The sequence below is a fragment of the Roseovarius halophilus (ex Wu et al. 2025) genome (genome assembly GCF_047086965.1).
On sequence record NZ_JBKOTX010000068.1, the window covers coordinates 15,266 to 26,166 of the forward strand.

At 65.6% G+C, this 10,901-nt stretch carries 12 protein-coding genes and 1 riboswitch; of the genes, 7 read left to right on the top strand and 5 right to left on the bottom strand.

Features of this window, described 5'->3' with window-relative positions; all coding sequences use genetic code 11:
- The first annotated feature begins 250 nt into the window (after window positions 1-250).
- Window positions 251-437, top strand: a riboswitch (cobalamin riboswitch).
- Between the two features lie 82 nt (window positions 438-519).
- Entirely contained in the window at window positions 520-789 is a 270-nt protein-coding gene (locus tag ACH107_RS14835) for a hypothetical protein (protein WP_412506495.1), read from the top strand.
- Between the two features lie 305 nt (window positions 790-1,094).
- On the opposite strand, the gene ACH107_RS14840 is transcribed toward ACH107_RS14835, so the two are convergent.
- Window positions 1,095-1,310, bottom strand: coding sequence for a DUF1127 domain-containing protein (locus tag ACH107_RS14840; RefSeq protein ID WP_412506496.1), 216 nt, complete (start codon window positions 1,308-1,310; stop codon window positions 1,095-1,097).
- Window positions 1,311-1,754: 444 nt separating this feature from the next.
- Here ACH107_RS14840 and ACH107_RS14845 point away from each other — a divergent pair, with 444 nt between their 5' ends.
- Window positions 1,755-1,931, top strand: coding sequence for a hypothetical protein (locus ACH107_RS14845; RefSeq protein ID WP_412506497.1), 177 nt, complete (start codon window positions 1,755-1,757; stop codon window positions 1,929-1,931).
- Between the two features lie 48 nt (window positions 1,932-1,979).
- On the opposite strand, the gene ACH107_RS14850 is transcribed toward ACH107_RS14845, so the two are convergent.
- Together ACH107_RS14850 and ACH107_RS14855 are read right to left on the bottom strand one after the other, a co-directional pair.
- A complete protein-coding gene (locus ACH107_RS14850; RefSeq protein ID WP_412506498.1) occupies window positions 1,980-2,501 on the bottom strand; it encodes a peptidoglycan-binding domain-containing protein in 522 nt (173 codons plus the stop codon).
- A 36-nt stretch (window positions 2,502-2,537) separates the two neighbouring features.
- The gene (locus ACH107_RS14855) at window positions 2,538-2,951 is read right to left on the bottom strand and encodes an OB-fold nucleic acid binding domain-containing protein (protein WP_412506499.1); all 414 of its coding nucleotides are present in this window, start codon (window positions 2,949-2,951) and stop codon (window positions 2,538-2,540) included.
- Window positions 2,952-3,060: 109 nt separating this feature from the next.
- Here ACH107_RS14855 and ACH107_RS14860 point away from each other — a divergent pair, with 109 nt between their 5' ends.
- Entirely contained in the window at window positions 3,061-3,384 is a 324-nt protein-coding gene (locus tag ACH107_RS14860) for a 2Fe-2S iron-sulfur cluster-binding protein (protein ID WP_412506500.1), read from the top strand.
- Window positions 3,385-3,522: 138 nt separating this feature from the next.
- Here the strand turns inward: ACH107_RS14860 and ACH107_RS14865 are convergent, their stop codons facing one another.
- Window positions 3,523-3,957, bottom strand: a complete 435-nt coding sequence (locus ACH107_RS14865; RefSeq protein WP_412506507.1) for an Lrp/AsnC family transcriptional regulator — start codon at window positions 3,955-3,957, stop codon at window positions 3,523-3,525.
- A gap of 108 nt (window positions 3,958-4,065) precedes the next feature.
- On the opposite strand from ACH107_RS14865, the gene ACH107_RS14870 reads away from it, so the two are divergent.
- Complete coding sequence (locus tag ACH107_RS14870; protein WP_412506501.1) at window positions 4,066-5,202, top strand: type III PLP-dependent enzyme; 1,137 nt, start codon at window positions 4,066-4,068, stop codon at window positions 5,200-5,202.
- A gap of 204 nt (window positions 5,203-5,406) precedes the next feature.
- Window positions 5,407-7,707: a xanthine dehydrogenase family protein molybdopterin-binding subunit gene (locus tag ACH107_RS14875; protein WP_412506502.1), complete on the top strand. Its 2,301-nt coding sequence runs from the start codon at window positions 5,407-5,409 to the stop codon at window positions 7,705-7,707.
- A gap of 159 nt (window positions 7,708-7,866) precedes the next feature.
- On the opposite strand, the gene metF is transcribed toward ACH107_RS14875, so the two are convergent.
- Complete coding sequence (gene metF, locus ACH107_RS14880) at window positions 7,867-8,733, bottom strand: methylenetetrahydrofolate reductase [NAD(P)H] (RefSeq protein ID WP_412506503.1); 867 nt, start codon at window positions 8,731-8,733, stop codon at window positions 7,867-7,869.
- Between the two features lie 109 nt (window positions 8,734-8,842).
- On the opposite strand from metF, the gene ACH107_RS14885 reads away from it, so the two are divergent.
- Both ACH107_RS14885 and ACH107_RS14890 read left to right on the top strand, forming a co-directional pair.
- Window positions 8,843-9,769, top strand: a complete 927-nt coding sequence (locus ACH107_RS14885; protein WP_412506505.1) for a LysR family transcriptional regulator — start codon at window positions 8,843-8,845, stop codon at window positions 9,767-9,769.
- A gap of 128 nt (window positions 9,770-9,897) precedes the next feature.
- Window positions 9,898-10,683: an inositol monophosphatase family protein gene (locus ACH107_RS14890; RefSeq protein WP_412506506.1), complete on the top strand. Its 786-nt coding sequence runs from the start codon at window positions 9,898-9,900 to the stop codon at window positions 10,681-10,683.
- The last annotated feature ends 218 nt before the right edge of the window (window positions 10,684-10,901 follow it).

A 10,901-nucleotide genomic window follows, 5' to 3' on the forward strand; every position in this document is an offset into this window, starting at 1 on the left:
TGCAACGACATAACATGATTGCTCAAAATGCCACAGCGTGGAAGGCCCCAGCCACGGCAAAGCGCAGCGTTCGCGAGAATCCGCGATCGCGACACGCCCGCGGGAAAGCGTGCGGCAACACCGCCGTGATACCGCCATGATGCCACCGCGTTGCCGATGGCGGATTCCGTGGTCGCATGGCGTGTTGCCCGTCCATGGGCCGACGTGACTGGGCGACCGGCAAATGCCCCTTGTATCCCGGTTTCGTGCTGATACCGTCCTGACCCGAGGTTCCGCGCTTCGCGCGGGTAAATGGGAATCCGGTGCGATGCCGGCGCTGCCCCCGCAACGGTAAGGACGGGTGACGCGGCTCTACGCCACTGGAGTATACACTTCCGGGAAGGCGCCGCATCCGATACCGCCGAGCCCGGAAACCAGCCTCGGGACATTGACAAACCGCGGGAAGCGGCGTGGATGGCCCGCCTCTCATGCCTTTCCCGCCCCAGACCGGCCCGGGGTGCGGCCGGCGGAGGAAACCGGATGAACGTGACCCAGATACTGGACGGCCTCGAATCGAGCGCCGCGACCGGACACGAGGCGGACACCATCGCGCGGGTGGGGTTTCTTGAATGGGTCTTTGCCTATCCTCGCGCGACAACGCAGCAGGATGCCCGGCGTGCACTGGCGGAACCGGCGGCGCAGAACGCTTGTAGCGCGGCGGCGCGGGCATTCGTGAAGCATCTCGAACAGGCGACTGGCCCGGGCATCGCGCGGAATGGACGGCGGGGCAGGTCACGGCGCATGAGCTAGCCAGATGAGCAGCCCGGGCCAGAACGGCGCGTCAGGTCGAAAAGCAGGGTCGTCACCCGGCTGGACTGCCGTGATTCGCGTGACGCGGGATTGCAGGAGGGTAAACGGCGACGCCTAGGGAGGAGGAGAAGGCGCCGCCGTTTTGGTACGTCCAGCCCCAGGGAGGAGGAGGGGGCCTTTCGCAATGGATCGGGCCGAAGCCCGGTATTTTGGGCGGCACCCCCGGGGAGGAGAGGTCGGAGGTGCCGCCGGATCAGGAGCCCTAGGGAGGAGGAGAAGGGCGCCCGATGCCTTGTGTCCACGACCTATCCGCCGTAGACAGTTTCGTATGCGACGTGGCGTATGATCCCACGGTGAAGACCGAGGTCATCCAGCTCCTGCGTCGAAAGCTTCGACAATTCCTTCACGGTCTGCCGATAGTTGCGGTAGGCGGCGATCCGTTGCGTCAAGGCGTACGCGGCGATACTGATTTGCTCGCCGAGGCCGGATGACACGCGTGTCGTTTCATGAGCGAATGCCATTTCAAGCCTTCCTTGAATTGCCGTGGCTGCACCATCGTTTCATTGGGACAAACATATCTCGATGCTGCGTCTGCACAATCCCCCGAACGTTCAATGCTGCTATGCGGCAAATGCATATGATCCGCTGACCTTGCGTCAGGTAAAGCGACTGATTTTTATGCATAAATGAAATCTCAGCGTTCTTATTTCCGTGAATGCATAGCCAGCCGGCGGCGATGCTCAGAAGCTGGGCGTTCAGCGAAGGATTGCGGCGGTGCAGCATGCCGCTGAAACCTCGATTGTCGCGAGATTGACGTGCGCGATAAGGTTCGTCCCGTCCACGATTCGTGCTGGTCTTCTCGTATGCTTTTTACTCTTGCCGTCGTCTATCTTGCGATTTGGGGCTGTGCGTATGCAGCCGCGCGCATTTTTTCCGGACCTGCGGCTCTCGTAGTATGCGGGGTCGTGACCGTGCTGGTCGTGCCGCATCTTGGCGCCGGCGCTTTTTACCTGGTTTATGTCCGGGTCGATGCGGGCATGGCGCCCGATCTGGCAGCGGTTGTCGCCGTGCTGGGCGCCTTGCTCGGCGTGATCCTTTACCCGGTGACGATCTGGCGCCAATGGCGGCGAAAGGAGCGTTAGCTTCGACGGGAATGTCGGGCGCTTGGCCAGGCTTGATCCCTTCGAGGTTCAGTCCGCCCCGTCGCGCTTCACGGGCGCGAGACCGAACTGTCGTGCGGTTTGCAGCGAAAGAATGCCCGAGTCGAGCCCGCGCTTTGCCTGGTAGTCACGGATGGCGGCGCGCGTGCCGCGGTCCATCTTTCCGTTCACGGCACCATCATAGAGATCGCGCGCCTTGAGCGCCCGTTGCACCGATGCGACGAAGTCGGGTGTCGTCTGTGCCGCGCACGGGGTTTGGAACCAGTTTTCCGCGCGCTCCCTCAGAATGGCCTGCCGCGTTTGTGTCTCGTAGACGGCCGAGGCCGAAACCGTTCCGTCAGCCGCTTTTTCCGCCGGTTTGACCACGACCTGTTCCGTGATCGTTTCGATGATCGCGGGCGTGACCTTCTTGCTCCAGCAGGTGCCCGGCGGGGCGCCGGGCGGCGCGTCCTCGCCGATGCGGACGACCTGCGGCGTGACACCATCGTGCACCGTGCTCTGGCATGCGGTCATCACGAAAGCCATGCAGACAACGTGAAAGGGGCGGATCATGTGCTCGGGCCTCGAAGGCTGCTCGTTGTCGCCAGTCTAGCCATTTTCGTCAGGACGGGGAAGCGCCGGATCCGCCAGCGGCAGAGTGTCGAGGAGACAGGAAATATCCTCGATCCGCTCCGCAATCACGTGAATGACGCCAGATTGCCGTTGAAGTCGGCCCGTAACGCGGAGCAGACGCCCCGAGATGATGGCCCGGCGGAATTCTTCGTAGAGTTTCCGCCAGACGATGATGTTCACGACGCCCGTTTCATCCTCGAGCGTCATGAAGATCACGCCGTTGGCGCTGCCCGGGCGTTGGCGCAATATCACGAGCCCTGCAACAGTGATGCGCGCGCCCTCGGGCGGTTCCCCGAGCCTTGCGGATACGAGCGCGGCGGGCGGGCGGGGCCAGCCCGTCGGCGACTTGTGGAGATCGGCATGAACCTTCATGGAACAAAAATAGAACATACAGGTTTTGTCGCAACTCTTTTCGATCGGTGTCGCAAATTGGGGTGGCCGGACTTACATCGCTTGGCTAGAGACCGTGACGACATTCACTGAGGGGAGTCAGCATTTCATGGCGAAAATCACCTACATCGAGCATAACGGTACCCGCCACCAGGTTGAGGTCGCCAACGGCCTGACCGTCATGGAAGGTGCGCGCGACAACAACATTCCGGGAATCGAGGCCGATTGCGGCGGCGCCTGCGCCTGTTCCACCTGCCATGTCTATGTCGATCCGGCATGGGTCGAACAACTGCCCGCCAAGGATGACATGGAAGAGGACATGCTTGATTTCGCTTATGAACCCGACCCCGATCGGTCGCGCTTGACCTGCCAACTCAAGGTGACGGACGCGCTTGATGGCCTTGTCGTGCAGATGCCCGAGAAACAAATCTGAACCCGTGGCCCTCGACATGTCGGCTGGCCGTCCTTTCGGACCGTCCAAGCCGGCATGAGCCCGGATCGGGGCTAACCCATTGGTCATAATTTCCAAAATTTATGCGCTGCTTGGGTCGCGCTGCCTGCATTACGGGTTTCAACAGCCACGATCGATCTTCGTGGCAAGGTGAATCAGGCTTTCCGATCCCTTCACTCCTTTGGCGTCACCGATGCGGTCGAGCGTGTCATCGAGTGACTTGGTGCTTTCTGCTTCCAGCGTGACGATCAGATCGAACCGGCCCGAGGTGGTGTGTACGCGCTTGACACCTGGCAGGGAATTCAGGCGTGACAGTACGGTCGGGCCGCTCCGGGGTTCTATGCTCACCAGCACCGTCGCGTTCAGCAGGGGCCGTGCCGTTTCGGTCAACCGGACGGTGTAGCCCGCGATAACGCCTGTCTGTTCAAGCCGTTCCAGCCGCGCCTGGACCGTTGTACGCGCGAGGCCGAGCCGACGGGCCAGCATGGCAACGGGCAGTCGGGCGTTTTCCTGCAGCAGCGCTATCAGGGCGTGATCGGTTTCGTCGATTTGCATGAAATTTTGGTAAAGATGCCGTTCCAAGGAGTCAAACCGGTCGATCTGATACGTGAATTCGACCGCGAACTGCGCCATCCTGCGGATAAAAGCAGAGAAGGTAGAGACATGCGTGAAACTCCGAACTGGTCCGACCCTGTCGCCCACCTGACGCGGCACGTTCCCGATACGGCGATGCTGTATTTCGCGCCCTCGGCCCTGCAGCATACGGCGCGCCGGTTTCAGGCCGGGTTTGCCGGGCTTGTGACATACGCCGTCAAGGCCAATCCGGGTGACGAGGTTCTTGCCAACCTTGTCGCGGCGGGTATCCGCGCCTTTGACGTGGCCAGCCCGCGCGAGATGTACGCGGTGCGCGCAGCCTGTCCCGACGCCGCGTTGCATTACAATAACCCCGTGCGATCAAAGGAGGAAATCGCGGTGGCGATCGGGCTTGGCGTGCGTTCGTTCTCGGTCGATTGCCCGGGTGAGCTGGACAAGCTGGCGCAGGTTCCCGCGGGGGCTGAAATGAGCGTCCGGCTTGCCTTGCCGGTCAAGGGCGCGGCCTATGATTTCGGCGAAAAGTTCGGGGTCGGCCCGGAAGACGCGGCAGAATTGCTGCGTCAGGTGGCGCGGCGGGGTTTCACCCCGTCGCTGACCTTCCACCCGGGCACGCAATGCGCCGACCCCGCCGCATGGCAGGCCTATATCCGGGCGGCCGCGAAGGTGGCGTCCGATGCGGGCGTGGGGCCGTCGCGGCTCAATGTCGGTGGCGGTTTCGCCGCGCACAGAACGGGTGAAGCCCCTGATCTGAAAACAATTTTCAAAGCGATCTCGGGTGAGGTCATCCGATGCTTCGGGGCGGAGGCCCCGGCGCTGGTATGCGAGCCCGGACGGGCCATGACGGCGGAGGCCTTCACGCTGGCGAGCCGTGTGAAGGCGGTCAGGCAGGGCGGGCCAATCTTCCTCAATGACGGGATATACGGCGGCTTGGCCGAGGCGCGCGACATGGTGATGACCGACCGGGTGCGCGTGCTTTCGCCGAACGGAGCATGGCGGCGGGGAAATCCCGTGAAAAGGGTGGTTTACGGCCCGACCTGCGACAGTATCGACCGGCTGCCCGACCCGCTGGACCTCCCCTGCGACACGGCAGAGGGCGATTACGTGCTGTTCGACGGGATGGGCGCCTATTCGCGCAGCCTGTCGACAGGGTTCAACGGGTACGGGCTGGGCGATCCGGTCACGGTGGCGGCTTTGCGCGCGGCTTAAGCGAATCGGGCCCAACACCGCGTTAACGCCAAAAAATGCGGTGCGGCATCGCGGCCGTGGCCCGTCCGTATCGCGTCGGTGTCGCCGGCCCCGGCGCGTGCCGTGAATGCACTGCACGGTCCGGCAGGCCGCGGCATCTTTCAATTCCGCGCAAATGTCCTAGGTTCGCGCCCGACAGCCGAGGCGCAAAAGGGATCAAGAGCCATGGAAAAATTCGGACGCAGCCAGCCGGTGAAACGCGTCGAGGATGTCCGCTTCCTGACGGGGCAGGGCCGCTACGTGGATGATATCGCCCCCGACGGCGCGCTGGTTGCCCACGTGGTGCGATCGCCCGTCGCCCATGCGCGGATCACCGGGCTGGATCTTGCCGCGGCGCGAGCGGCGCCGGGCGTGCACATGGTGGTGAGCGCCGCGGATCTCGCCGCCGCCGGCGTCACCGAGGGGCTGACCGCCGTGACCGTCGAGAATCGCGACGGCAGCAAGGCCGCTGCCCCGCGCCGCCCGCTGCTTGCCGAAGACCGGGTGCGTTTCGTGGGCGAAGGCGTGGCGTTCGTCGTGGCCGAAACAAGCGCGCAGGCGCGGGATGCCGCCGACCTGGTCGAGATCGAGCACGACGACCTGCCGGCGCAGATGGGCCTCGAACCGGGGGCGGTCGCCCTGCATGACGAGGCGCCGGACAACCGCGCCTTCGACTGGGCGATCGGGGACGAGGCCGCCGTGGCGGCCGCCTTCGAGCAGGCCGCGCACGTGGTGCGCCTGCGCCTGTCGGACAACCGCATCATCCCCAACCCGATGGAGCCGCGCGGCTGTCTCGCCGAACCGGCGGACGACCGGCTGCACGTCGCGGTGAACGGGCAGGGCGTGTGGGGGCCCAAGCGCACCATCGCGCGCGTCCTGAACATGGCCCCGGAGGACGTGCGCGTGACGACGCCGGACGTGGGCGGCGGATTCGGCACCAAGGCGTTCGATTACCCCGAAACCCTGCTGACGGCCCATGCCGCCCGGACGCTTGGCCGCCCCGTGCGCTGGATGGCGGACCGGGGCGAGGCGATGCTGACCGACAATTCGGGCCGCGGGCTGGAACATGATCTCGCGCTGTCCTTCGACGCGGATCTGCGCATCACCGGCTACCGCGTCGATACGCGCTGCGATCTCGGGGCCTATAACAGCTTCATGGGCCAAGGCATCCAGACGACCCTGTTTTCCAAGGTGCTCATGGGTGTCTATGACGTGCAGGCGGCCTGCATGCGTGTCGAGGGTTTTTATACCAACACCACGCAGGTGGACGCCTATCGCGGCGCCGGCCGGCCCGAGGCCATCTACGCGCTGGAACGGATCATGGACCGCGCCGCGCGCGAACTGGGCGTCGACACGTGGGACCTGCACCGGCGCAACTTCATTCCGGCATCCTGCTTCCCCTATGTTTCGGTCACGGGCGAGACCTATGACGTGGGCGATTTCCATCGCGTTCTGGACCACGCCGATGCGGCCTGCGACAAGGCGGGTTTCGAAGCGCGGCGCGCGGCCAGCGCGGCGCGTGGCAAGCTGCGCGGCATGGGGCTGTGCTATTACATCGAAAGCATCCTGGGAAACCCGTCCGAGACGGCGCGTGTCGCCTTCGAGGCGGACGGGACGGTGACGATCTACGTCGGCACGCAAAGCAACGGGCAGGGGCACGAAACGGTCTATGCCGCTTTCCTGTCGGACCAGACGGGCATTCCGCGCGAGCGTGTCCGCGTCGTGCAGGGCGACAGTGACCTGATCGCGCAGGGCGGGGGCACCGGCGGGTCGCGCTCGGTGACCACCCAGAACACCGCGACGCTGGCCACCGTGGACCGGATGGTTGCGGGGTTCACCCCCTTCCTGGCCGAAAGAATGGGCGTGGCGGCAGAGGCCGTGGAATTCGACGGGGACAGGTTCCGCGCGCCGGGTTCCAACCTGTCGCCCACGCTGCTCGAGGCCGCCGGGATGGCCCGTGCCGACGCGCGGACCGACCTGCTCATCCATGAGCAGACGGCGACGCTGCCGGGCCGGTCCTATCCCAACGGGGCTCATGTCTGCGAGGTGGAGGTCGATCCGGAAACGGGTGTCGTCCGGGTCGCGCGTTACACCGTCGTCGACGACTTCGGCAACCTGATCAACCCGATGCTGGCCGAGGGGCAGGTGCATGGCGGCGTGGCCCAGGGTGTCGGGCAGGCCTTGTGCGAACATGTCGGCCACGACGCCGATGGCCAGTTGCTGACGGCAAGCTTCATGGACTACGCGATGCCGCGGGCCGATGACCTGCCCATGATCGACTTCGAAACCGAACCCGTTCCCTCGACCGCCAACGTCATGGGCATGAAAGGCTGTGGCGAGGCGGGCACCGTGGGCGCGATGGCCGCGACAGCCAACGCGGTGGCCGACGCGCTGTGGCAGGCCGGGGTGCGGCAGGCCGACATGCCCTTCACGCCGCACCGCGTCTGGACGATGCTGGCCGAGGCAACGCCCCGGCGGACGGCCTGATCACGGGCCGGGCGCCCCCGATCGTGGCCTGACCGCCGCCATCCCGGGTGCCGTCATGATGTCTTCTTCTCGGTGGAAATACCCCGGGGGAGCCGCCCGGCGGGCGGCGGGGGCAGCGCCCCCGGCTCCCTCTGGATGCGCGAACCGGCGCCCGGGGGGTCAGGCCACGTCGCGCAGTTCCGCCTTGGGCGTGATCCCCAACGCGTGGCAGACGTCACGGGTCAGTTCGGGGCGGTTGAGCGTGTAGAAATGCAGGTGCTCCACCCCGCCCTCGATCAGGTCGCTGCACATCTCGGTGGCCAGCGCGGTGGCCAGCAGGTCGGTGCGGTTGTCGCGCTCGGCCTTGGCGAAGGCATCGTCGAGCCAGCCCGGGATGCGCGTGCCGCAGCTTTCCGCGAAGCGGCGCGCGCCCTTCCAGTTCTCGATGGGGAAGACGCCGGGGATGATCGGCTTGTCGATCCCGGCCTTTTCACAGGCGTCGCGGAACCGGAAGAAACTTTCCTTCTCGAAGAAGAACTGGGTGATCGCCTCGTCCGCGCCGGCCTCGAACTTGCGCTTGAGCCAGTCGATGTTGGCGTCCATGTCGGCGGCCTCGGGATGCACCTCGGGATAGGCGCCCACGCGGATCGTGAACCGGCCGGTTTCGGCCAGTGCGCCGATAAGTTCGCAACTGTTGGCAAAGCCGTCGGGGTGGGGCGTGAAGCCATCTGCCCCTTTGGGCGGATCGCCGCGCAACGCCACGATCTCGGACACGCCGGCATCGGCGAACTCGTTGGCGATCCCCAGCGTTTCCTCGCGCGAGGCGTTGACGCAGGTCAGGTGCGCGGCGACGTTCAGGCCGCTGGTCTTGTGCAGGGTGGCCACCGCGTCGCGCGTCAGTTCACGGGTGGTGCCGCCCGCGCCGTAGGTCACCGACACGAATTTCGGGTCGAGTGGCGACAGCGTGTTGACGGTATCCCAGAGGCGGAAGGACGCCTCGAGTGACTTCGGGGGGAAGAATTCGAACGATATCGACGGCGCGGTCATGGTGGCTATCCTGCGGTTTCTTGTTACGTGATCTTGACCTTTATGTGCCCGCGCCACATGCTTTAGGCAACTTCATAATATTCAAGGTCTGAATGAGGCTGGCTAATATATGCATATCGAGTTCCGTCATCTCAAGACCATCCGCGCCATCCACCAGGCGGGCGGTCTGGCCAAGGCCGCCGAGCTTCTGCACATCACGCAGTCGGCCCTGTCCCACCAGATCAAGGGGATAGAGGACCAGGCCGGGGTGGAGCTGTTCGTGCGGCGCTCCAAGCCGCTGAGGCTGTCGGCGGCGGGCAAGCGGCTGCTGCGCGTGGCCGAGAAGGTGCTGCCCGAAATCGAGGCGCTGGAAGCGGAATTCAGCGGCCTGCGGCAGGGCAGCGCGGGGCGGCTGCACATCGCCATCGAGTGTCACGCCTGTTTCGAGTGGCTTTTCCCGGTGCTGGAGGAATTCCGCAAGACATGGGCCGACGTGGACGTGGACATTCGCCCCGGCCTTGCCTTCGACGCGCTGCCCGCGCTCCAGAAGGAAGAGGTGGACCTTGTCGTTTCCTCCGACCCCGAGGACCTGCCCGGCGTCATCTTCAAGCCGCTTTTCGATTACGAGCCCGTTTTCGTGGCCTCCAGCCAGCACCCGCTGGCGCACAAACCGTTTGTCGAGGCCGAGGATTTCCGCGACGAGACGCTCATCACCTACCCGGTGGAGCGGTCGCGGCTCGACGTGTTCTCGGAATTGCTGACCCCGGCCAAGGTCGAGCCGCGCGCGACCCGGCAGGTGGAGCTGACGGCGGTGATCCTGCTGCTCGTGGCCTCGAACAGGGGCGTGGCCGTTCTGCCCGACTGGGTGGTGCGCGAGGTCAAGACCAGCAGCGATTACGTGACCCGCCCCCTGACCGAAACCGGGCTGACCAAGCGGCTTTACGCCGCCATCCGCGAGGACGACTCCGAGAAGCCCTACATGGCGCAGCTCATCCGGCTGGCGCGCGAAATCCCGGTACGGATGCAGCGCGGGGACGCGCCGGCCGTGGCCGTCTGACCGGCCCCGGCGGTGCCCGGGCGGTGCGCCGGCGGCGGCCCTGAATTCGCACGGAGGCGGGCGCGGATGCCCCTTGTAAGGGCCGCGCGCGCGGCGTATACGCGCGGCCTGTATCGAAGGAGCGCCACATGCCCGGCAGTGCCAATCTCAACATCATGATCAAGGCCGCGCGCAAGGCCGGCCGGTCGCTGGTCAAGGATTTCCGCGAGGTGGAGAACCTGCAGGTCAGCATGAAGGGGGCCGGTGATTTCGTCAGCCGCGCGGACCTCGCCGCCGAGGAGATCCTGAAGCAGGAGTTGCGCGGCGCGCGTCCCACCTACGGCTGGCTTGCCGAAGAGCGCGGCGGCGAGCCGGGCGAGGATCCGACGCGGCGCTGGATCGTGGACCCGCTCGATGGCACGACCAACTTCCTGCACGGGTTGCCGCACTGGGCGGTGTCCATCGCGCTCGAGCACAAGGGGCAGGTGGTGGCGGGCGTGGTATTCGATGCCGCCAAGGACGAGATGTTCTTTGCCGAGAAGGGCGAAGGCGCGTGGATGAACGACGGCCGGCTGCGCGTGTCGGGCCGGAAAAGGATGATCGAGTCGATCTTCGCGACGGGCGTGCCGTTTGGCGGGCACCCCGGCCTACCGCTTGTCCTGCAGGACCTGGGCCGCCTCATGCCCGTTTGCGCCGGGGTCCGCCGCTGGGGCTGCGCGTCGCTGGACATGGCCTACGTGGCGGCGGGCCGATACGAGGGGTACTGGGAGCGCAATCTCAACGCGTGGGATCTGGCGGCCGGCGTGGTGATCGTGCGCGAGGCCGGCGCGCTGGTGGAGCCGATCAACGCGGGCGCGGACATTCTCGCGGATGGCGAGGTGATTTGCGCCAACGAAGCCGTCTTTTCCAAGTTCGCCAACGTGATCCGCGGCTGAGGCCGGGCCGCGCGCGCGGATTTTCCATCTCGACAGCCGGGAGAACTCGGGCTAGCCCTTCCGCGGTGGATGCGAAAGGGTAAAGGATGCGCATGTTCCATGCAGCCTTGCGGGTGATGATCGTCCTGCCGCTTTCGGGGCTGCTGGCCCTTGCCGGCTGCGCCGGGGGGCCGGGCGCAGGGCCCGCGACGCAACCCGCCGGTGTCACGCAGGGCGTC

What these genes read in the sequence shown, in the direction of transcription:
- ACH107_RS14840 (WP_412506496.1), bottom strand. Translation starts at nt 1,310, where the DNA reads ATGGCATTCGCTCATGAAACGACACGCGTGTCATCCGGCCTCGGCGAG.
- metF (WP_412506503.1), bottom strand. Translation starts at nt 8,733, where the DNA reads ATGACCGCGCCGTCGATATCGTTCGAATTCTTCCCCCCGAAGTCACTC.
- ACH107_RS14850 (WP_412506498.1), bottom strand. Translation starts at nt 2,501, where the DNA reads ATGATCCGCCCCTTTCACGTTGTCTGCATGGCTTTCGTGATGACCGCA.
- ACH107_RS14875 (WP_412506502.1), top strand. Translation starts at nt 5,407, where the DNA reads ATGGAAAAATTCGGACGCAGCCAGCCGGTGAAACGCGTCGAGGATGTC.
- ACH107_RS14870 (WP_412506501.1), top strand. Translation starts at nt 4,066, where the DNA reads ATGCGTGAAACTCCGAACTGGTCCGACCCTGTCGCCCACCTGACGCGG.
- ACH107_RS14865 (WP_412506507.1), bottom strand. Translation starts at nt 3,957, where the DNA reads ATGCAAATCGACGAAACCGATCACGCCCTGATAGCGCTGCTGCAGGAA.
- ACH107_RS14835 (WP_412506495.1), top strand. Translation starts at nt 520, where the DNA reads ATGAACGTGACCCAGATACTGGACGGCCTCGAATCGAGCGCCGCGACC.
- ACH107_RS14855 (WP_412506499.1), bottom strand. Translation starts at nt 2,951, where the DNA reads ATGTTCTATTTTTGTTCCATGAAGGTTCATGCCGATCTCCACAAGTCG.
- ACH107_RS14885 (WP_412506505.1), top strand. Translation starts at nt 8,843, where the DNA reads ATGCATATCGAGTTCCGTCATCTCAAGACCATCCGCGCCATCCACCAG.
- ACH107_RS14860 (WP_412506500.1), top strand. Translation starts at nt 3,061, where the DNA reads ATGGCGAAAATCACCTACATCGAGCATAACGGTACCCGCCACCAGGTT.
- ACH107_RS14890 (WP_412506506.1), top strand. Translation starts at nt 9,898, where the DNA reads ATGCCCGGCAGTGCCAATCTCAACATCATGATCAAGGCCGCGCGCAAG.